Below are 22,070 nucleotides of genomic sequence, written 5' to 3'. Positions count from 1 at the left end.
GCCGACCTTGCGCCTGAGCTCCATGTTGGTCATGCCGTCGTAGCCCGCCGAGACCCAGCGGTAGATGGTCGACGGCGACAGGTCCACCGGGCCGCCGTTGCGCGCCGCCATCTGCTCGGGCGACAGCCCCCGGCGCAGGCAGTCCCTTATCGCCTCCAGCCTGGCCGCCGCGGCGGGCTCGTCGGCGTCTATCCCGCGCCTGGACGAGACGAGGACCGAGTCGGCGCACAGCTGCGCGGCCCGGGCCTCGTAGAAGACGTGGGGGCGGCGCTTGCAGCCGATCGCGCGGTACCGCCCGCACCCGTTGCAGCAGCGCGGCCACGCGGCCAGGCGCGGGCAGGCCGCCGACAGGTCGGCGGTGGCGTCCACGCGCTCGCCGCGCCTGGCCTTCGGCGCCGTCGCGAACCTGTGCGACGCCACCTCGGCGCTCACCGTCGAGGGCGACCTGCCCAGCTCCCTCGCGATCTCCCTGCACGACGCCCTGCGCTCCAGCATCCTCTGGACCGTGTCCCGCTCGTGCCTCGTGAGCCTTCCGTAGGCCCTCGGGACCGCCCTCGCGGAGCCACTCTTCTTCTTTCCGGACATGCCGTCCTCCGATCTCCCGGGGCCGACCGATCCGGCCCTCAGGGTATCGGGTTCCCACATTCATCCGTACATGTGCGGATGAATGTGGGAGGTGTTCGGATAAAGTCGATAATCAAGGTTTTCCAAATCCGCGAACGGTAGCAATTGGTCGGTAAATAGACTAATCTATCTCTAATTTACAAATAGAACTTCAGTCGCTCGGTGCAGTACACCTGACGGGAGATGAAAAGCGGCTCGCCGCTTGGAGCATAACGTCTATCGACAAACAGAAGCAGCGGAGAGTCAAGCTCCACGTTAAGGTATGCCGCCTCGAGCTCGCTCGCATAGCAGACCTCGAGCGTACGCGTGTTGGGACCCATCTTGATTCCCTGGCGATCGAGTACCGCCATCAGCGAATCCTCGAGGGACTCATGCTCCAAAAAAGAAAGCGCAGCGGAATAGCTATTGGTTTCCAGCATCGTGGGCTTGTCATCCACAAGGCGCAGACGACGACTACGCAATACCTTTTGGGTATCGTCTACGCCCAGGAACTTCGCGTCTCGCAGGCTTGGGAAGTCCCAGCCCATTGCGAGAACCCTGGTAGACGCCTGTTTTCCAGCAAGCTGGCACGAATGGGTAAAGCTCTCACGGTCGTCCGCGGCATACATCTGTGTGTCCGACGAAACGAACGTGCCCTTGCCGCGGGCCCTCTCAACAAGCCCAGCATCTTCCATTTCTTTAATTGCGGAGCGAACCGTTATTCGGCTCACGCCAAATTGCTCGATGAGCTCCGCCTCGGTCGGAAGCTTATCTCCCGGGCGGTACGTGCCGTTGGCGATCGAATCAGAGAGCGCACGAACAATCTGTTTGTACAGGGGGATAACGCTATTTGCTTCAACCATATCAACCATACCTTTGCAAGGAATCAGCAGCTTATAGATAGATGACTTATATTGTATTAGAACTTTTTAGGAGTCCATATATTTCCTAAATGATTCGGTAAACGGGGTGTTATTTCACTTTAGCGGGGTGCAGCGGCTACCCGCGGCATTCGTTATCAACCTAGCTAGGCTAGTCCACCCACATCGTCTCCAGTTCGCCGCAGAGCCGCGGCCCCATATGGGTATACTCTCGAGGATTCGACTCGATTCGCCCCCGCTGGGGCGTCAAAGGAGACTGCATATGCCCACCACCTCAACCGACCCGCGCGCTGCTGCTGCCGCGCTGCTGGTACCCGGTACCACCTGCCACGGCTTTGCCGTCGAGCGTTGCGAGACCGTGCCCGAGCTCGACTCGGACGCCTACGTGCTGCGCCACACCGCATCGGGCGCTCGCCTGCTGTACCTGGCGTGCGACGACGAAAACAAGGCCTTTGCCATTGGCTTTAAGACGCCGCCGGCCGATTCCACCGGCGTGTTCCATATTCTTGAGCACTCGGTGCTGTGCGGATCGGCCAAGTTCCCCGTCAAGGAGCCATTTGTCGACCTGATCAAGAGCTCCATGCAGACGTTCCTCAACGCCATGACCTACCCCGACAAAACCATCTACCCCGTCGCCACCACCAACGAGCAGGATCTGTACAACCTGATGGACGTGTACCTGGACGCGGTGTTCAACCCGGCCATCTACACCAAGCCCACCATTTTTGAGCAGGAGGGCTGGCACTACGAGCTGGACCTGCCGGAGGGCGCCGAGAGCGAGGGCGACGACAGCTCCGCGAGCCTGCGCAAGGGCACACTGCGCTATAACGGCGTGGTGTTCAACGAGATGAAGGGCGCGCTGTCCGACCCCATGAGCGTGCTGGACGACGCCGTCAACGCCGCGCTCTATCCCGACACCGCCTATGCGCACGAGAGCGGTGGCGACCCGCGCGCGATTCCCGCGCTCACCTACGAGCAGTTCCTGGACACGCACGCGCGCCACTACAATCCTTCCAACTCCTACATCACGCTCTACGGCGACCTGGACGTGGACCGCGCGCTGGCCTTTTTGGACGAGCGCTACCTGTCGCAGCCGAGCGCCGCGAGCCGCCGCATGGACGCTGCCGTTGCCGCCGGCGAGGACCCGTCTACGCTGGCGCCCAATCCGCTGGGCGTGCAGGAGCCTGTGACCTGCGAGTATAAGCGCGTCGAGATGGCCACTACGCCCGAGAACGCCCTGGTGGGCCTGGGCCTGGTGCTGGGCAGCGCGCTCGACCGCAAGCGCACGATCGCAGCAGATATCCTGTTCGAGGCGCTGCTGGGCTCCAACGAGGCACCGGTCAAGAAGGCCATTCTGGCCGCCGGCCTGGGCGGCAACGTGGTGAGCTACACCGCGGCCGAGTGCCTGCAGCCCTACGAGCTCATCATGCTGCAAAACGCACAGCCCGGCGTGGCGCGCGAGCTACGTCGCGTGTTCCAGGACGCCTGCCGCGACCTGTGTGAGCACGGCGTGGCGCGCGAGCGCCTGGAAGCCATCATCAGCAGCAACGAGTACGACCTGCGCCAGCGCGACTATGGCATCGCCGACGGCGTGGCCATTGCGTGCGACGCGCTGAGCACGTGGCTCTACGATGACGACGCCGCGACGCTGGCGCTCAAGTACGGCCCGGTGTACGAGGAGCTGCGCGGCGAGCTGGACGGCAGCTATTTTGAGGACCTGCTGCGCGAGCTCGTGCTGGAGAATGACCACATGGCGCTGGTCGAGCTGGTGCCGGTGGACGCTGCCGAGGGTGCGGAGGGCGCCGAAGCTGCCGAGCTGGCTGCCAAGCGCGACGCCATGACCGATGCCGAGCTGGCGGACGTGGTCGAGCGCACGGCCGCGCTGCGTGCCGCGCAGGAGGCGGAGGACACGCCCGAGGACAAGGCTACGCTGCCGCGCCTGCGCGTCTCCGACATTGGCGAGGCACGCCCCGAGCCGCCGCTCGTTGTGGACACGACCGCGCCCATCCCCTGCCTGCGTCACGGCATCCCCACCAACCGCCTGGCCTACGCCATGCAGTATTTCGACCTGAGCTGCGTCGCATTTGAGGACCTGCCCTACGTGACGCTGCTCTGCCGCCTGCTCAAGCAGCTGCCCACGCGCGAGCATTCGGCCGAGGAACTCGACAACCTGCTCGCCGGCAAGCTGGGCTTTTTGAGCTTTACGACCGAGGTCATGACCCAGCCCGACGTGGACGGCGTGCGCCCCTACCTGCTGGTGAGCGCCGGCGCCCTGTCCGAAAAGATCGACGCGCTGGCGAGCCTGCCGCGCGAGGTATGGTCGAGCACGCTGTTGCTCGATGCCGACGCCGACCGCGTGCGCGACGTGCTCACGCAGATTCGCATTGGGCTTGAGCAGGGCTTTATCAACAACGGACACTCGGCGGCGCTCGGTCGCGCGATGAGCTACAGCTCGCCTTCGGCCGTGGTGCGCGAGCAGCTCTCGGGCGTGGACTTCTACCTGTTTCTGCGCGATCTGCTCGACCACTTTGACGAGCGACTGGACGACCTGCGCGCCAAGCTTGCCGAGCTGGCAGGCCGCATCTTTGTGGCCGATGGCTGCATGGCGAGCTTTACCGGCAGCGACGAGGACTTTGACGCGTACTGGGCCGCCGCGGGTAACCTGGGGCTTGGCGCGGGCGACGGCACCGATGCCGGCCGCAACGCGCTCGTGGTGCCGGCGCCGCACGACCGTCACGAGGCCTTTGTCATCCCCAGCGACATCTGCTTTGCGGCAAGCGCGTGCGACCCGCGTCGCCTGGGCATTGACGTGACGGGCGCTTGGGCAGTGGCTGCCAACGCGCTCTCCTACGACTACCTGTGGAACGAGATCCGCGTGAAGGGCGGTGCGTACGGCTGCGGATTCCGCGCTGCCGGCGAGCGCCAGGCGGCGTTCTACACCTACCGCGACCCGGCGGTCGATCCTTCGATTGAGCGCGTGGCGCGCGCAGGCGCATGGCTCGGCAGCTTTGAGCCCGACGAGGCCGCCTTCGAGGGCTTTATCGTGAGCTGCGTGAGCGGCATGGACGCGCCCGTGAAGCCGTACGCGCTCACCAAGCGCCGCAATACGACCTACCTGGCTGGGCTCGATCCGCACGCACGCGAGGAGCGCCGCGCCCAGATGCTCGCGGCCACACCCGGTGAGCTTCGCTCGCTCGGCGCCGACGTGACGCGCATTGCAGCCGAGTCGCCAACGTGCGTCTTTGGCGGCCGAGACGTCATCGCCAAGAGCAACGCCGGCTTTAACGTCGTCGACCTGTTGGGCTAACGCACAAAGGTAGATTTTTGGGATATGCCTGAAAATCTACCTTTTCTTTTGCCGCTGCTTGGGCGGGGCAGCTCAGCCCATCCCACCAGTTTGTCCCGATCTGTAACGCCAAGGCGGCAATATTGGCTCCAGATGTTATAAATCGAGACGTTTTCGGATGATGCCGGCCCTTTGTCTCAATCTGTAACATCTAGGTCCGATTTTGCCGAGCTACTGTTACAGATCGAGACAAACCGCCGCGAACACCCGCTCTTCGTCAAAACCCACGAAGGTGTCCATGAACCGCCCCCTTTGCGATGGCTTATGTGGTGGTTTGGGTGTTTGCCCAGATAAAACCTGCCAAAATAAACCTGTCCCTTTTTGGTAGGTTTGCTAGAGGAGGTTGGGATGGACAAGGCCGAGTTGCGGAAGGCGGTGATTGCTCGGCGCGACGCTCTTGATTTGGATGTGCGGGCCGCGAAGTCTGCCGTTATCTGTGCGCGGCTTGTTGAGCTGTTGGATCACTTGGGTACCGCAGCGCCGCACACCGTTGCCGTCTATGCCGCGATGGGTTCCGAGGTCGACCCAGCCGCGTTTGCCGCTGCGGCCGCCAAACACGGCTGGCGCGTGGCCTATCCGTGCATGTTCTCGGCAACAGACGCCGCAGCTTGTGGCCAGCGCATGTGCATGCGGGCAGTTGCCGCCGACGATGCGTCCGCGGCGCCGTTTATCGCCCACCCCACGCGGGCCTTCGCGGCCACAGACATCGACAGCGGTCGCTTCCCTATCGTGCCTGCCGAGGCTCTCAACATGATTATCGTGCCGCTCGTAGCATTCGACCGCGCCGGCGCGCGCCTGGGCTACGGCGGCGGCTGCTATGACCGCTACCTGCCCATGCTCTCGTCCGCATGTCAAATCATCGGCATAGCCTTTGACGAGCAGCGTGTCGGCCACGTTCCCACCGACGCCCACGACCTGCCGCTACCCCACATCATCAGCGCCTGATCGCCGCTGTATCGCACCCGCAAGATGAGCGTGGAAAATCTCCCACTTTGAGCCCCCTTACGAGCCAAAAACGGGAGATTATCCACGCTCATTCAACAAGCGTCCAAAAATCCACGCTCGTGTGTCCGAAAATCCACGCTTAACCAATGCGCGTCCAGATTTCCACACTCGTCCGTCCGGATTTCCACGCTTGTGCGGCTCAACGCCCTGCAACCGCCTCAACACGCACGCGGCACGCCGGCAACCTTGAGTTTGCGATCGAGCTTTGCCGAATCCCTTAGATCATCCCAGCACAAGCGCACGATCTTACAGTTATCAAGTAGCGAAAGCCTCGACTCGCGCTGACGCTCATCAAATTGCGCCTTTGCGAGCTTGCCCTCCTCCGCCGCCTTCTCGTTTTTAACGAATCCGTCGAACTCACCGATAATCAGCCGGTCGCCCACGCGCCACAAGTAGTCAACGCGATATGGCCGTCCCGGCTCAACTGGGTCGAACAGCTCAACTTGCAGCTCCGGCGTCTGCCAGCCGCGCTCAATCATCAGCGCGCGTGCCTTGGACTCGCCACCGCTTTCCGACAGGCCATCGGCACACCGCGCAACCCTGCGCGCCGTCACAACACCGCGACGATTCAGGCCAAGCTTGTCGACCATCTCAACGAGATGCTCCTTTGACAACAGCCGCTCATGAAGCGCCGAGTCCGCAATGATCAGTCCCTCGACAAACGACGCATCGACCAGGCAATCCGCAATCGTCTGATCGATATCGGTCACGGCAATATCCATCTGGATTGCCCGCGTTTGACGAGCATAACGATGTCGAATCACCTGAGAGCCCGGCGTCGTCGATTGCGCCGGCGCCGCGGCGATATGGATGTGCTTCAAATTGGCATGCGAAACCGAAAGGCCATAGATAACAGCCGCCGTATAGGAGCAAAACGTCCAGTCGGGATGCTTTTGCGCAAGGGCCCGCACCCGGTGCAGATAACGCTGCCGAAACTTGAGCTCGGACCAATAATCCGGACGCGCATACAGCCCCGGCATGACCGCCTCTAGACTTCCCGCCGCCACCCGCCGCTCAATCTGCTTTGCCTCCGCCGCCGTGCGTGCGTACACGCAGCTCATCTGCTGTTCGCATGCTTTAATGTGGCTTGTAAGTCTTTGATTCGCCGTCATGTTTCCCATGTCGCCTCCCAACTCTTGGAACGGCGCAAACGTACCAGACGGTTTCATGCGAAGTCTGACCAAATGCTGTCCAGGCGCTGACCAAATGCTTGACGGTTTTGGACGTTTTAGGCTGATGACTTATATCTGCAGGTAGGGCGGTTGTCGAGAGGTCCCCGTCTCCACATTTTGAGGCCTTGGTCCATTGGATTATCAGAAAGAAAAACCCGTCGAGATTCAAGACTACGCCAAATGCGACTTTGCCTCTGCATGCACCGTCTCTTAGCCGAGCCATCGGCATCTACATGCCTAAAAAATGAGCGTGGATAATCTCCCGTTTTGAGCCTAGTTTTGAGCCAAAAGTGGGAGATTATCCACGCCCGATTTGTAAACGTCCGAAAATCCACGCTCGTGTGTCCGAAAATCCACGTTCGTCACGCCGCGAGCACAGCAACGGCCGCAGCAGCAACCACAGCTACAGCCGCAGCCTAGTGCTCCTCGCCGGCGCGGGCCAGGTCGTAGGGCGTGGTCTGGTAGACGTAGTAGTTGAGCCAGTTGGTGTAGAACAGCTGAGCCTGGCTGCGCCAGACGTTGCGCGGCTCGGCGGTGGGGTCGTCACCCGGGAAGTAATGCGCCGGCACCTGAGGGTTGAGTCCGCGCTTGACGTCGCGCTCGTACTCCAGGCGCAGCGTGTCGGTATCGTACTCGGGATGGCCAAAGACAAAGAAGCGGCGGCTATCGGTCGACTTGACGATGTACAGGCCCACCTCGTCGGACACGGCCACGACCTCAAGCTGCGGCTCGGCCTCCACGTCCTCGCGGCGCACATCGGTGTTGCGCGAATGCACGGCATAGAAACGGTCGTCAAAGCCGCGGACCAGCGGGCTTTGCGGCTTCACCAGATAATGCTCGAACACGCCGCTCGCCTTTGCCGGCAGGTCGTACTTCTGGATACCGTAATGATGGTACAGGCCGGCCTGCGCGCCCCAACAAATGTGCAGCGTAGAGTGCACGTGCGTGGTTGACCAATCCATGATCTGGCAGAGCTCGGGCCAGTAGTCGACCTCCTCGAACGGCATCTGCTCCACCGGCGCGCCCGTGATGATCAGGCCGTCGTAGTGGATGTCGCGGATGTCGTCGAACGTGCGGTAGAACGTCTCCAGGTGGCCGGCGCTCACGTGCGTGGCCTCGTGCGTCTTGGTGCGCAGCAGGTCCACCTCCACCTGCAGCGGCGTGTTGGAGAGCTTGCGCATGATCTGCGTCTCGGTGGCAATCTTGGTGGGCATGAGGTTGAGGATGAGCACGCGCAGCGGGCGGATGTCCTGGTGCAGCGCGCGGTACTCGGTCATGACAAAGATGTTCTCGCTCTCGAGCTGCGCGGCGGCAGGGAGGGCGTCGGGGATGCGAATGGGCATGGATGCTCCTTACGAGTCAGTTGCAGTTATGGTACAACGACCGGCCCCATCCGCGCGAGCGTATCGCCCCGAGACACCGCCAGTGGTTCAAAACAGCCAAAAGTAGAGATTAAGGCATGTCCCAAAATCTACGGCACTTTAGCCTAGCAAAGTAACAGCAGAACGCTACAATGGTTCGACGCGAAAAACTCGGCCGAAAGGATACATATATGTACCAGACGCGTAAGATCGGTGTGGTCGGCCAGGGCCACGTAGGAGCACATGTCGCCAACAGCCTACTTATGCAGGGCATTGCCGATGAGCTGTACCTGTGCGATATCAACGAGGCCAAGGTGACGTCCGAGGTCCAGGACTTGCGCGACTCCCTTTCGTTTGTTCCGTACAACACCAAGATCGTCAACTGCTACGACCACTACGAGGAGCTGGCCTGCTGCGACGTCATTGTCAACGCTGCCGGTAAGGTCGCGCTGGCCGCTGGCAACCGCGACGGCGAGCTGTTCTTTACCACCGACGCCGCCCGCACCTTTGCCAAGCGCATCGTCGACGCCGGCTTTGACGGCATCTTCGTGAGCATCTCCAACCCCTGCGACGTCGTGTGCACCGAGCTGTGGCACCTGACCGGCTACGATCCCAAGAAGATCATCGGCTCGGGCTGCGGCCTGGACTCCGCCCGCCTGCGCACCGAGATCTCCAAGAAGGTCGGCGTGAGCCCCAAGTCCATCGACGCCTACATGATCGGCGAGCACGGCTTTAGCCAGCTGGCTGCCTTTAAGGCCGCGACCATCGCCGGCAAGAGCCTCAACGAACTTCAGGCCGAGAACCCCGACAAGTATGCCTTCGACCACATGGAGATTGAGGAGCTCGCGCGCAAGGGCGGCTACGTAACCTACCAGGGCAAGCAGTGCACCGAGTACGCCGTCGCCAACTCCGCCGCGCGCGTCTGCGCCGCCGTGCTGCACAACGAGCACGCCGTGCTTTCGGCCTCTACGCTTATGACCGGCCAGTATGGCGAGGAGGGCATCTTTACCTCCCTGCCGTGCGTGATCGGTGCCGAGGGCGTCGAGGAAGTCTACACACTGGACCTGTCCGAGCACGAGCTCGAGGGCTTCCACAAGAGCTGCCAGCACATCCGCGACAACATCGCCCAGCTCGACTGGTGGGACGCCGAAGGCGTTGTCGGCAAGTAGACCGTCAATCGCCGCAATCTCGCGAATCTAAACGCGATACCAAGCGGGCCGCGCCGGAAATCCCCGGCGCGGCCCGCTTTTTTGACTCACGCAGTGCCCTTGCGAATCGAAGGTGAATACTTTTCCCGGTGCCTAGTACTGCTCGATGCCCATGTAGCGACGGACCTCGGGGCTGTGGTCGAACACCTTGCCGCGGGCGGCGCGCAGCTCGCAGCTCATCGCATAGAAGAAGATCGGCTCCAGGAACGAACGCACGCTGGCGGGCACCTCGCCCACGCCGTACTCGAGCGCATCGAGCACCATAACCGTATCGGTGTGCGTGTTGAGGAACGCAAGTGCACGCTCCTCCATGGGACGGCACTCGCCCGATCCGAGCTGTACAAAGTAGAACACGCCGGGCTCGGTGGCTTCGAACGGGCCGTGGAAGTACTCGCCGGAGTGGATATAGCAGCAGTGCTGCCACTGCATCTCCATGAGCGAGCAGATGGCCATAGCGTAGGTCTGGCTAAAGTTGGGGCCGGAACCCAGGATATAGAAGAACTCGTGCTGCTGGCAGAGCTCGGCAAAGCGATCGCCCAGCTCGGCGTTGACCTTCTCGCGGGCAGCGGGCAGCAGGGCATCCATCTGCTTAAGGCCGGCGTACATGTCGGCGAGTGCCTCGTAACCCTCCTGCTGGTCGAGCAGTTCGGCAGCGATCAGAGCGCCGATGCCCTGCGGCACCTCGGCCTGCGGCACGTCCTCGCCCCACGGATAGACCCAGGTAGTCCACTTGCCGTTATCGATCTTGGAGCCTTCGCAGTCGGTCATGGCCACGACCTCGGCGCCGGCTGCCAGCGCCATCTCGCAGCCGTCGACGACCTCCTGCGTGTTGCCGCTGTGGCTGCAGGCGATGACGAGCGACTTCTCGCCAAGACTCTTGGGAGCCATCAGGCAAAACTCGCGCGCCGTGTAGACCGTCGAGGTAAACGTGGTTGCCTCGCGCTTGAGCAGCTCGTTGGCCGGCATCAGGTCGATCATCGAACCGCCGCAGGCGATCCAAAAGACGTTCTCAATCTTGCCCTTGCGCTCGATAATTTCCTGAATCAGATCGTGTGCGTTCATGGTGATGCCCCTTCTTGTGTGGCGGTTTTGAACGACTACAACTCGTACCTGCGGTCGTTCTATGTTGTCCTATTTATAGCACGCACGACGACGCCCGTGAAGTCATTTCACCAAACTTGTTCTATATTGTTCTATCTGTGGACGTTAGATGTCGAACACGTAGCGCGAGCCCACGATCTTTTGGCGTCCGAGCAGCAGGGGCCGCTCGTCCTCATCGGTAAAGTATGCCTCCATATAAAAGAGCGGCTCGCCGACCGGCACCTCCAACAGCGAGGCCGACTGAGCATCGGCAAGCGCAATCTCCACAGTACAGGGGTCGGACTTGAGCGGCGCGCGGCCCGAATGCTCGGCAACGAGTGCAAAGATGGAATTGTCCGTGAGGTCCTTGTCGGCAAGCGTCTGCAGATAGGGATGGTCGGCCAGCACAAAGGCGTTGTTCTCGAGCATGACGGGCACGCCATCTGCCGTGCGCACGCGCTCGACAACGATGAGTTCGCAGCCGGGCTCCACCCCAAAAAACGCCGCGTCCTCGCGCGTCGCCGCAACCACCGTGCGCGACACCAGGCGTGCTCCGGCCACCATGTCGTTGGCAGCGCAACCCTCGGAAAAGCTCTGAACGTCACCCTTCTGGACAATTTTGCGCTTGAGCTTGGGCGCGCACACAAACGTGCCCCTCCCCTGCTGACGGCTGAGATACCCCGCGCGCGACAGTTCCTCGATAGCGCGGCGCACGGTGATGCGTCCCACGCCGTAGTACTTCGCGAGCTCCATCTCGGAAGGAATGCGCGAGCCGGATGCGTACACGCCACGCGCGATCTCGCCCTTTAGGTCATCCATAACCTGCTGGTACAGCGGCACGGCGGACACCTCAGTGCGCTCGGTTTTATCGTCGGATGCCATCGTTATGCTCCATTCCGTGCATGTTCGGACTCAAACTCTTCAATCGCCGCCATAAACTGCTCGCCAAAGGCGTCGGCCTTTTTCTCGCCGATGCCGTTGACCTGGATAAGCTCGTCGCGCGTCTGCGGGCGTAGGCGACATAGACCGCGCAAAGCCTTGTCGGAAAAGACCATGTACGGCGCCATCTCCAGCTCGGTCGAGATCTCCTTGCGCAGGGCACGCAGGCGCTCGAACAGCTCGGCATCGTCACCCACACGCGGGCGCTGATCCAGCTCGGCCTCCTCGCGCAGCAGATCCACCGCACGGCGGGCGCGGGCCGAGGCCTTGCGCTTGGACGCGCGACGCTTAACGGTAAAGGTGAACGCCTCGTCCTCGACCTCGCCGGCGTGCGGGCCCAGCCCCACGACCGGGTACTGCCCCTGCGAGGTAGCCAGATAACCGCGGCCGCACAGCTGGCCGATGATGTCCTTGATGCGCCCGACCGATTCGCTCGACAGCTCACCGTAGCCGTGGTCCTCGTCCAGATGCATCTGGCGAATGCGCTCGGTGTTGCCGCCGTGAAGCACGTCGGCGATGAGCGACTTGCCAAAGCGCATGGGTCGCGTGGCCACATAGCGCACGGCAGCGCGGGCCATATCGGTGACGTCCTCGACCTCGAACTGCGTAAGGCAGTTGCTGCAGTTGCCGCAGCCCTCGGCGTCGTCTGCGGTGCCGCCCGCAGCAGCCGCGACAGCATGCTCGGCCGCGGCCTCGTCGCCAAAGTAGCGCAGCATGTATTCGCGCAAGCAGCCGGTGGTATTGCAGTAGCCCTCCATCTGGCTGAGCAGGCGATATCGATTCTGGAGCGCCCACGCACGCTGCTCGTCGTCGAGTGCCTCATCGGCAGCATCGCCGCGATCGATCAGAAAGCGGCGCATGCGAAAATCATTGCCGTTCCACAGCAAGTGGCAGCTGGCCGGATCGCCATCGCGGCCGGCGCGGCCCGCCTCCTGGTAGTAGGCCTCGATGCTCTCGGGCACGTTGTTGTGGATCACGTAGCGCACGTTGGGCTTGTCGATGCCCATGCCAAAGGCGTTGGTGGCAACCATCACCTGGATATCGTCGTCGATAAAGGCGCGCTGGCTTTGGCGGCGGGCGTCGTTGCCCATGCCGGCATGGTAGCGGCCAACGCGAATGCCGCTGGGGCCCAGCGCCTCGGCAAGCTCGCCCGCCAGCGCATCGACCGTCTTGCGGGTCGAGCAATACACGATGCCGCTCTCTCCCGAATGCGCGATCACATAGTCGCGCACCCACGCGGCCTTGGCCTTGTCGCCCATCTCCTCGCAGCCAAAGTAGAGGTTCTTGCGATCGAAGCCCGTCACCACCGTCGCGGGGTTTTGCAGACCGAGCATCTGTTGAATATCCGTGCGCACACGCTCGGTCGCCGTAGCGGTAAAGGCCGCCACGATGGGGCGCTGCGGCAGGGAATCGATGAACTCGCGAATCTGCAGGTAGGCGGGGCGAAAATCCTGGCCCCATTGGCTCACGCAGTGCGCCTCGTCAATGGCCACGAGCGGCACGCCAATGCCGCCGTCCGCCGCGGCCTCCTGCGCAAAGGCTAAAAAGCGCGGCTCGAGCAGACGCTCGGGCGCCACGTACATAAGCTGGTAGCGGCCCTCGCGCGCCCGCTTGAGCACAGTGTTTTGCTGGGCCGGGGTAAGGCTGGAGTTGAGATAGCTGGGTCGCGCACCCGCCGCGAGCAACGCACGGGTCTGGTCCTCCATAAGCGACAGCAGCGGACTCACCACAAAGGTGATGCCGGGCAGCATGAGCGCGGGCACCTGGTAGCAAATGGACTTGCCGGCGCCCGTGGGCATAACGCCCAGCGCATCGCGACCGGCAAGGATCGCATCGACCATGCGGTCCTGTCCTGGGCGAAACGAGGTGTAGCCAAAATAGGCGCCGAGCGTGTCGAGCGCCATCTGCTGCATGCTATCGGTCATGGTTTCCTAACGTTCAAGTCATCTGCCGCCGATTATACGCCGCCACGCGGACCGGTGCCGCGCCGCTGTCGGCCACGGGCGATGCAATCCGAAGGGAACGAGCGTGGATTTTTGGACACTTTCCGGATGAGCGTGGATAATCTCCCACTTTGAACCCGTCACCAAGCCAAAAACGGGAGATTATCCACGCTCATTCTGCGGGTAGTCGATGTTTTGGCAATGTCAGCGAAGCCCGCCAGAGCGAGCAAGGTGCCTTGAAACAAGGCAGCATTGACCTTCTGGTCATGCCGCCGAAGTTGAAAGGCAGATTGCCGCTCTGGCGGGCTTGCAGCGTCGGCTGATTACGCGGTTTGGTAAAACCGCGTAACTTACATCACCATGACGTAGCGGCTACCCACGTAGTACTGTTTGCCGAGCAAGACCGGCTCATCGTTGGGACCGGTAAAGCCGGCACGCAGGTTGAGCAGTGGATCGTGCGGGGCAATGCCCAGCTCGGCCGCCTGCTCGGCGTTAGCTCGAACGGCCTCGACCGTGCGGTAGCCAACCGAGACAATCGGCGTTCCGCCAACACGCTCGACCTCGGCAAAAATCGACTTGTCCTCAAGATCGGCCGTCAACAGCTCACGGTAGGCGTCAAACGGCACAAAGATGTTCTCCTCAAATATGGGCTCGCCGTCGGCCGTACGCACGCGCTTGATATGCAGCAGCAGCGCGTCCTTCTGCAAACCAAAGAACTCCATCTCGTTTTGGCGCGCCGGAACAATCTGGCGATCGACCACATGCGCACCGGCCTTCATGCCGTTGTTGGCACACAGCGCGGTAAACGTCTGCAGCGTCGAGGCGTGGAACTGGCGATTGATGTGCGGCGTGGAAACAAAGGTACCGCGGCCCTGCTGCTTAACCAGGTAGCCATCGGAGCACAACTCCTCGACGGCGCGACGCACCGTAATTCGGCTCACGTCGTACTGCTCGGCTAGCTCAAGCTCGGACGGAATACGCTCCTTGGGTGCATAAACACCTTTCTCGATCGCATCCTTGATCTCGTCATAAATCTGCTGGTAAAGCGGTGCATTTTTGGGCGCAGGCATATCTGATCACTCTTATCGAAATATCGAAATAACTAATACGTATATAACGTCTAGTTTCATATTATCTCATATTGATAAAACGATACACCATCCCTACCAAAAAGCGACAGCTTCATTTTGGTAGGTTTTATCTGGGCAAACGAAAGTCCCTCGAAAGCAACGGGGCTTTCGAGGGGCTCATGCGGAAGGGTTGCGCCGGGCCGGCAAAATGCCAATACCCTACTTGCCGTCGTCCTGCTGCAGGCTGTCCTGCTCGCTGAGGCGCGCCTGCCTGCTGGCCATGCGCGCGGGCTTGTCGGGATCGGGTACGGCCGTGGGCATGGGCTCGTCGACATGACCGCCCCACCAGCCGCCCACAAAGTTGAGCGTGTGGAACACATTGATCACGGCGCCGGGATCAATGTCGCACACCAGCTTGATAATGTCCTGGCTCTCGTAGGTCGAGACAACGGCGTGCAGCAGGTACATCTTTTCGCGGCTGTATCCGCCGATGACCTCGGCACAGCTAATGCCGTGCTGAAAATGGTCAACATAGGCGGTCATGACCTCGTCTGCCTTGCGCGTCGTGATCTGCAGCGTCACGCGGTCGTAGCGACGATAGAAACTGTCGATGGTCTTGGTCGAAATAAACTGGAACACGATGGAGTACGCCGCATTGTCCCAGCCAAACATAAAGCCAAAGATCGCCAGGATAAAGCAGTTGAAACCAAAGATGACACCCCAGATAGTCTTGCCCGTGTGATTGGAGACCCACAGCGCGATAAAGTCGGTGCCGCCGGTGGATGCGCCGGACTTTAGCGCGATGGCAGCGCCCAGACCCGAGACCACGCCGCCAAAAATGATGAGCATGATCTTGTCGCCCAAAAACGGAGCAAAGTGAAAGATGTTGAGGAACAGCGATGAGAGCACGACCTGCATCATCGAGAAGATGACGAAGCGCTTGCTGATGCCGCTCCAGCATAGGAGCGCCACGGGAATGTTGAGCGCAAGCATACCGAGCGAGATGTCGATGTGGACGCCGCCCAGCGAGGTAACGCGATCGAGTAGGACCGCGACGCCGGTGAGACCGCTCGGAAGCAGGTCGGCGGGTTGAATGAACGCCTGGATCAGAAATGTCTGGAGAACGGCAGAAATGGTGACCGCCACGGCGGTGATGGCGCGGCGGACGATGGTGAGGCGGCCGAGCACGAGCACGCGATCCGTGAGCTGTTCGATGGCGTTCGCCACGTAGGCTCCCTTCGAAGGCAGATGTAGTTGTGGGGCATGCCCGCGATTGTAGCATGGAGCGTGCGGGGGCGCTTCAATTCACCCTCTCTCGACAACCAAAACGGGACCAGCAACCCCCACGACCAAAGGGCTAAATTCCAAGTGAGTAGACTTTTTACGATCTGCCGAGCACACCCAAAACAGCCACCTCTGTGACCTGCGGTTTTACAAAGGAAGATATGCATTGTGCTCAGCCTGCGCCAAAAAGTCTACTCACTTAGCCCGAATCGAAGCCAAACGGATCAAAATCGAAACCAAATTGAGCCAGTCCACCGCAAAAAACGTTTGAACCTGTGCTTCTCGCGGCGGATTGACATTACAAAGCGGCCAAAATGTCGGTCAGATTATCGATAACGGCATCGGCTCGCGATTGGTCGAGGTTGACGCCCTCGTGCGGACGCAGTGCCAGGACGCGGGCGCCGGAGCGCTTGCCGGCCTCGATGCCCAAAGGCGAATCCTCGATAACCAGGCACTCGGTAGGCTCCACCTCCAGCGCCTCCATGGCACGCAGGTAGATCTCGGGGTCGGGCTTAAACGCACTGCACTCGTGACCGCTGATAGTGTAGTCCAGCACGTCGGCAATACCGGCAATCTCCACTAGCTCGTCGATCAGCTCGCGATAGGACGAGCTCGCGATGGCACACTTCACGCCGCGCTCGTGCAGCTCACGCATCACCGGCTCCGTCTGCTCGTTGAGAAGCTCGGCATACGGAACGGGGTGGTCCGGGCTGTAGACCTGCTTGTACTCCACGCGCAGGCGCTCGCGCAGCTCAACATCGTCGGGCACCAGCGCCTTCCAGATGGCGGGCTCGTTAGACCCCGAAAGATCGGGGATCTCGTCAAAGTGGAAGCCCTTCTCTTCCATAAATGCCACGCGGCGACGGTTGTAGAACCACTCGGTATCGACCAGCACGCCGTCCATGTCAAACAGCACTGCCTTGATCATACGCATCTCCTTTCGATAGCAAAAAAGGGGACGGGGCGCAAACCCCATCCCCTCTCAATCAACCCGTAAGGTCTACTTACTTGTGATTAGTAGGAAAGCTTCCACATGTAGCGACGCATGGTCAGCGGGTGCTGACGGGCCTCGGCGATCTGGTTGCCGTACTCGCGCATAACGGCGAGGTGCAGCAGCGGGTTGAAGTAGGTGACGACGCTCGCGGGCACGGCGTCAGCCAGGCCGTAGTCCTTGGAGTCGATCAGAGCGACCTTGGCGCCCATGCGCTCAAGGAAGGTGAGGGCGCGGGCGTCCATCGGACGGGTAGCGCCATCGGACATGAAGAAGACGTAGGGCTTACCCTCGGTGGAAACCTCGAACGGGCCGTGGAAGTACTCACCGGTGTTGTAGGCGGCGGCGTCGATCCACTGCATCTCGGTGAACAGGAAGGCGGCGTGAGAATAAGCCATCTTCTCGGAGGCACCGGAAGCCATGAAGTAGATCATCTTGTCGTCCTTGAAGTCCTCGGCGAACTTCTTGGCGAGCTTCTTGCAGGACTGAGCAGCGTTCTCGCAGAGCTCGAAGACGTTGGTGAGGCCGGTGATCATGTCCTCGTAGTGGTCATAGCCCTCGGTCTGCTGAAGGATCTCGACAGCAAGAGCGATGGCGTAGCCGGGCTTCTCGCACTTGGCAGCGAAGTTGGCGTGGAAGCCGTGAACGATGACGTAGTCAGCGTCGACGGTCAGAGCGGAGCCAGCCTTGTTGGTGAGGGAGACGACCGGGCAGTTGTGCTTCTTGGCGGTCTTGTTGGCCTCGACGGTCTCGGGCGTGGAGCCACCGAGGGAGCAGGTGATCACGAAGGTGTGCTCGTTGACCCAGGAAGGCGTGTCGTAGTTGAACTCGTTAGCGGTGAAGATCTGAACGTTCAGCTTGTCCGTGTTGTTGGCCAGGAAGTACTTGGCGGGGTAAAGGTCGGACATGGAAGCACCGCAGCCGACGAAGGCGACGCTGTGAATCTCGTGGTTGGACAGGACGTCAGCGACGATCTGCTTAGGGAGGTTAAGGTCGATCTCGTACATCTGACACATTCCTTTCAATTTTTGCGGCGCCACATTGCCGGGCGCTCGCAGGGTTACCGTGGTTTGGGCCGAGTCGCCGGCCCGTTGAGGATGCGACAAAGGGACTGTCCCATTGTCGCATTTTGGGGATGGAAGCCTGCCTGGGGTATGGGATGCCAGGCAGGCCCCCGGGGGAAAGCGGTTAGGCGCTTAGTCGCGACTAAGCCAGGATGCCGACCGCGGAGAGGGCGATGCCGCCCACAATGGCGATCACGAGAAGCCAACCGGTGTTGACGTTCTTCTTGATGAGCCAGTACATAAGGCCAGTGAGGCCAAGGGAAATCATCTGGGGCATCATGCCATCCAGGATGTCCTGGATAACGACGGTGCCGTCAGCGAACTGCAGCGGGGTGGTGGCGCCGATCAGCGTGGCGATCATGCCGCCCACGGACATAAGACCCACGATGCCGCAGACATACATGAGCTTCTCCATGAGGTCGCCGCCCTGAAGCTTGCTCAGGTACTCGTGGCCGCCCTGATAGCCCATCTTGGCTGCGAACCAAGTAATCAGCACGGAGGGGACGATGGAGATGAGAAGGGCCAGGATCGGGCCCATGATGGAGCCCTGCTGAGCCAGCTGAACGCCCAAGCCAAAGGCGATAACGCGGATGGTGCCCTGGAAGAAGGAGTCACCGATGCCGGAAAGCGGGCCCATAAGGGAGGTCTTGACCGCGTTAATCGAATCGGGGTTGAAGTTCTCGGGATCCTTGGCGTACTCCTCCTCCATGGAGGCGGCGAGGCCCAGGATGAAAGCGCTCGTCTGCGGGGTGCAGTTGTAGAACGCCATGTGACGGTGGTAAGCCTCTTTCTTAGCAGCAAGCTGCTTGGGGTCGGACTCGTCCGGATAGAGGCGATCGAGCGTGGGAACCATACCGTAGAGGAAGCCCATGTTCATCTGACGCTCGTAGTTCCAAGAGGCCTGGATGGCCCAGGAGCGCCAGAAGAACTGGCTGACCTTCTTGTTCAGGGACACGTCCTTGGTTGCGGTTGCCATAGTGTGTTCCTCCTTAGTCTTCGTCGTCTTCGAGCGGATCGTAGTCGGAATCGACACCGGCGACTGCATGGGAACCATTGAACTTGAAGCCCATGAAGACGACAGCCAGGCACACGCCGATCAGAGCGACCGCGATGACGGACAGGTTGAGGTAAGCGGCGAGCAGGAAACCGATGAACAGGAACGGAGTCATACCCTTCTTGATCATCATGGTGAGCAGCAGGGCCAAGCCGTAGGCGGTCATGATCTTGGTCGAAACGTTAAGACCAGTGGACAGCCACTCGGGAACCATGTTGACGATGGCCTGAACCAGGTCGGTGCCAACAAAGACGGCGAGGAAGATCGGCAGGAAGTACATGATGGCGTACAGACCGGAGCCGGCGCAGATGTGCATACGGTAGGCGGTCTTGAACTTTCCGTTATCGATCGCGCTATCTGCCACATGGGTGAGGGCGGCGATGATGGAACGGAATACGATGCCGAGGAGCTGACCCAGGACGGCGACCGGGATGGCGATCGTCATGGCGGTCTCGGCGGAAGCATCGGTCAGGCACGCAAAGGCAGCGGCCACGATGCCGCCCAGGACCATATCGGGCGGAACGGCGGCGCCGACCTGCACCAGGCCCATGGACACGAGCTCGACGGCGGCACCGACGGCAAGGCCGGTGGGCACATCGCCCAGCAGCAGACCGACGAGCGTAGCGCCAACGAGGGGCTGCTCGAAGTTAAGACGACCGAGCAGGCGGGAGTCCCACATGCAGAACACGCCGACGAGGCCGACGAGCACCGCACTGATGAACGTATTCATACCCTTCTCCTTTCAGTCAGGCAAAAGCCTGGTTGATTACAGCTTGGCGTCGATGTCGACGCTCTGATACGTAGGGGTCTGCTGGACGTAGAGCTTGATGCCCATGTCGAGCAGCTGGTTGACGTCGGCCTTCTGGGTGGCGTCGAGGAAGACGGAGCTGTCCTTGCCGCCAATCTGATCGGCACCGTCGTGGTTGGCGGTGGCGCCCAGGTTGATGGCGTCGAGCTTGTAGCCCTGGCAGAACTGCAGCATCTCGGCCGTGTTGCCAAAGACGAACATGACGCGCTCGCCGAGGGTGTTGAGCTTGTCCATCTTGGCGAGGGCACGCTCGACGGTGAAGACGTTCAGGCGCACGCCCTGGGGCTTGGCCAGCTTAAGAGCGCCCTTCTTGATGTCATCGTTGGCGGCAGCGTTGTCGACGACGATGATGCGCTCGGCCTGAACCTTGGTGGTCCAGGTAAAGACGACCTGGCCGTGCAGCAGACGGTAGTCAAGACGTGCGAGGACGATCTTGGCGGGACCGGAGCTGTGACGGGATGCCTTGGCCTTCTTGGCGGGAGCCGCGGCGGCCTCGACCGGTGCGTTGGGGTTGGTCAGACCGGTGCGGGCCTCGTTGATGAGGGCTGCGAGCTCGGCACCCTTGACGGGGACGGGGCTCATAGCAAGCGTGAGCGCCAGCGGGATGTTGAAACCGCTGACAACCGTGAACTTCGTGCCGTTCTTGGAAAGCTCGACCATGTTGTTGTTGACCGAGCTGCCGAGCATATCGGTCAGCACATAGACGGTGTCGTCCGCGTTGAACGTGGCGATCATGGCGTCCACCTTATTGGTGATGGGCTCCTTGTCATCACGAGCAAGCGACACGACGTGGACGTTCGACACGTCGCCGAGAACCATCTCGAGCGTGTCTTTGGCGCCTGCGGCCAGGCCGCCATGAGATGCGAGAATGATCTGATTCATCTTGCCTCCTCCTTTTCGTTATGGTCATTATAACGTCTTATACGTTGCGGATATTGCTAATTAGTATAAAGACCGTTCGCGGGTGAAAATCGACCGTTTGCGGGTTTAACGTACTCGAAACGTTGGTGCAGGACAGGTCGGCACTGTCTTGTCGGCACTCGATCAGACGTCTCGCCCATCCCCTATCGCACGAAGTACCAGGGGCTTTCCTGCACGGTGGGCTCCAGCGCGATGCCGGTGCGTTCCTTAAACAGATCCATGTCCTGCGATTTCTCCGTCCACCACGCGTTGGGCCTAAAGGTCATGCTCTCAACGACATGACCGACAAACACACTGTTGCGCAGCTTGGAGAAGTCGGTGTTCATGATCAGGATGGACGCGAGCACCAGCACGATGCCCAAGACTTTGATCGCGCCGGCGGGCTCGGCATAGACACCAATGCCCACCAGTACGGTGACGACCGTCTCGAAAGACATTACAACGGGAACTTTCGACGTCTCGAGCCCCATGGACAGACCCTGCATATATAAGATGTAAGCCACGGCTGTGGGGATGAGCCCAAAGCCAAGGAACAGCAGCAGCAGCTGTGGCGATATTGCCGCGGCGACATCCGGCCACGGAGCCGCGATAGTCGCCATAACCGCACCGCCAAAAACAAAGCCCCAAAACGTGACAGCCAGCGGGTGGACCGTCTTGGTTGCTATTCGGCTAAACACCGCGAGCGACGCACCACAAAGGCCTGCAATCACGCCCGACGTGACGCCCCAAACCGAAAAATGGAAACCGGAAAGGTCGCCATTGGTCACCGCAAGCACGCAGCCAACGATGTTAAAGACAATGGCAACGAGCTTGTTGGGGGTCACGTCCTCGCGATAAAGCACGCGGCCGAGCACGACGCCAAACACCGGCGAGGTGTAGAGCAGCACCGAGGCCGTGGACATGCCCACTTCGCCCATGCACTCGTAATAGCAGGTGTTGGCGGCGGCCAAACCGACGATACCGACAAGCGCGCAGGGAACAAGCTCTTTAGGGCTCGCCTTGAACAGGGCCAGCGGACCCTGAGCCACGGTAGACCCCTCACCCGGACGACAGCCCATAAACATCAGGACCGGCGCCAAGATAAGCGCTCCGACCAACAAGCGAAAGGCAGCCATGCTCTGGGACGAAACGCCCATGGCCGAGATGCCGTTTACAAAGATTCCGATGCTGCCCCACATAAGCGCGGCGACCAGCACCAGCACATAGCCCAGATTGCTTTTCTTCAACGCAGCCTCCTCGGTATTGTTTCCAATATGTTTCACACTACGTTATAGTCGTTATATACATTTTTCAAGACACAAATCGCCGAACGGAAAAATCTGCTCTACCTAGACATTGGG

18 protein-coding genes are annotated in these 22,070 nt (G+C 60.9%); 3 read left to right on the top strand and 15 right to left on the bottom strand.

Going from position 1 to position 22,070, the window contains the following annotated elements; translation table 11 throughout:
• Window positions 1-585, bottom strand: a 585-nt coding sequence (locus NBH09_RS03510) for a helix-turn-helix domain-containing protein (protein ID WP_250787068.1), incomplete at its 3' end; no start/stop codon positions are given.
• 176 nt (window positions 586-761) lie between these two features.
• Window positions 762-1,466, bottom strand: coding sequence for a GntR family transcriptional regulator (locus NBH09_RS03505; RefSeq protein ID WP_215674199.1), 705 nt, complete (start codon window positions 1,464-1,466; stop codon window positions 762-764).
• 280 nt (window positions 1,467-1,746) lie between these two features.
• On the opposite strand from NBH09_RS03505, the gene NBH09_RS03500 reads away from it, so the two are divergent.
• Window positions 1,747-4,791 (top strand): insulinase family protein, encoded by a 3,045-nt coding sequence (locus tag NBH09_RS03500; RefSeq protein WP_250787067.1) that lies wholly within the window; start codon window positions 1,747-1,749, stop codon window positions 4,789-4,791.
• 387 nt (window positions 4,792-5,178) lie between these two features.
• Window positions 5,179-5,775, top strand: a complete 597-nt coding sequence (locus NBH09_RS03495; RefSeq protein ID WP_250787066.1) for a 5-formyltetrahydrofolate cyclo-ligase — start codon at window positions 5,179-5,181, stop codon at window positions 5,773-5,775.
• A gap of 218 nt (window positions 5,776-5,993) precedes the next feature.
• Here NBH09_RS03495 and NBH09_RS03490 read toward each other — a convergent pair whose 3' ends face one another.
• Both NBH09_RS03490 and metA read right to left on the bottom strand, forming a co-directional pair.
• Window positions 5,994-6,947 (bottom strand): hypothetical protein, encoded by a 954-nt coding sequence (locus NBH09_RS03490; protein WP_250787065.1) that lies wholly within the window; start codon window positions 6,945-6,947, stop codon window positions 5,994-5,996.
• A 476-nt stretch (window positions 6,948-7,423) separates the two neighbouring features.
• Complete coding sequence (gene metA / locus NBH09_RS03485; RefSeq protein ID WP_006235124.1) at window positions 7,424-8,350, bottom strand: homoserine O-acetyltransferase MetA; 927 nt, start codon at window positions 8,348-8,350, stop codon at window positions 7,424-7,426.
• A gap of 209 nt (window positions 8,351-8,559) precedes the next feature.
• On the opposite strand from metA, the gene NBH09_RS03480 reads away from it, so the two are divergent.
• Complete coding sequence (locus NBH09_RS03480; protein ID WP_250787064.1) at window positions 8,560-9,537, top strand: L-lactate dehydrogenase; 978 nt, start codon at window positions 8,560-8,562, stop codon at window positions 9,535-9,537.
• A gap of 132 nt (window positions 9,538-9,669) precedes the next feature.
• Here the strand turns inward: NBH09_RS03480 and NBH09_RS03475 are convergent, their stop codons facing one another.
• The 11 genes from NBH09_RS03475 to NBH09_RS03425 all read right to left on the bottom strand — a co-directional run bounded on the left by NBH09_RS03475 (window position 9,670) and on the right by NBH09_RS03425 (window position 21,956).
• On the bottom strand, window positions 9,670-10,638 hold the full coding sequence (locus NBH09_RS03475) for an SIS domain-containing protein (protein ID WP_250787063.1): 969 nt from the start codon (window positions 10,636-10,638) through the stop codon (window positions 9,670-9,672).
• Window positions 10,639-10,782: 144 nt separating this feature from the next.
• On the bottom strand, window positions 10,783-11,538 hold the full coding sequence (locus tag NBH09_RS03470; protein ID WP_250787062.1) for a GntR family transcriptional regulator: 756 nt from the start codon (window positions 11,536-11,538) through the stop codon (window positions 10,783-10,785).
• A 2-nt stretch (window positions 11,539-11,540) separates the two neighbouring features.
• A complete protein-coding gene (locus NBH09_RS03465) occupies window positions 11,541-13,520 on the bottom strand; it encodes a RecQ family ATP-dependent DNA helicase (RefSeq protein WP_250787061.1) in 1,980 nt (659 codons plus the stop codon).
• A gap of 368 nt (window positions 13,521-13,888) precedes the next feature.
• Window positions 13,889-14,608, bottom strand: coding sequence for a GntR family transcriptional regulator (locus tag NBH09_RS03460; RefSeq protein ID WP_250787060.1), 720 nt, complete (start codon window positions 14,606-14,608; stop codon window positions 13,889-13,891).
• 219 nt (window positions 14,609-14,827) lie between these two features.
• Window positions 14,828-15,835: a YitT family protein gene (locus NBH09_RS03455; protein ID WP_118450051.1), complete on the bottom strand. Its 1,008-nt coding sequence runs from the start codon at window positions 15,833-15,835 to the stop codon at window positions 14,828-14,830.
• A gap of 355 nt (window positions 15,836-16,190) precedes the next feature.
• A complete protein-coding gene (locus tag NBH09_RS03450) occupies window positions 16,191-16,820 on the bottom strand; it encodes an HAD family hydrolase (protein WP_250787059.1) in 630 nt (209 codons plus the stop codon).
• Between the two features lie 86 nt (window positions 16,821-16,906).
• Complete coding sequence (locus NBH09_RS03445) at window positions 16,907-17,890, bottom strand: SIS domain-containing protein (protein ID WP_022095159.1); 984 nt, start codon at window positions 17,888-17,890, stop codon at window positions 16,907-16,909.
• 199 nt (window positions 17,891-18,089) lie between these two features.
• Window positions 18,090-18,923: a PTS system mannose/fructose/sorbose family transporter subunit IID gene (locus tag NBH09_RS03440; RefSeq protein WP_118226101.1), complete on the bottom strand. Its 834-nt coding sequence runs from the start codon at window positions 18,921-18,923 to the stop codon at window positions 18,090-18,092.
• A 13-nt stretch (window positions 18,924-18,936) separates the two neighbouring features.
• Window positions 18,937-19,731, bottom strand: a complete 795-nt coding sequence (locus NBH09_RS03435) for a PTS mannose/fructose/sorbose/N-acetylgalactosamine transporter subunit IIC (protein ID WP_250787058.1) — start codon at window positions 19,729-19,731, stop codon at window positions 18,937-18,939.
• Between the two features lie 36 nt (window positions 19,732-19,767).
• Window positions 19,768-20,691, bottom strand: coding sequence for a PTS sugar transporter subunit IIAB (locus NBH09_RS03430; RefSeq protein WP_117646618.1), 924 nt, complete (start codon window positions 20,689-20,691; stop codon window positions 19,768-19,770).
• A gap of 182 nt (window positions 20,692-20,873) precedes the next feature.
• Entirely contained in the window at window positions 20,874-21,956 is a 1,083-nt protein-coding gene (locus NBH09_RS03425; protein WP_250787057.1) for a DMT family transporter, read from the bottom strand.
• Between the last annotated feature and the right edge of the window lie 114 nt (window positions 21,957-22,070).

Source organism: Collinsella sp. BG-O-102 (genome assembly GCF_023656745.1).
Lineage (GTDB): Bacteria > Actinomycetota > Coriobacteriia > Coriobacteriales > Coriobacteriaceae > Collinsella.
The sequence above is the reverse complement of the archived record's forward strand: the minus strand, read 5'-3'. Positions and strand labels throughout refer to the sequence as shown.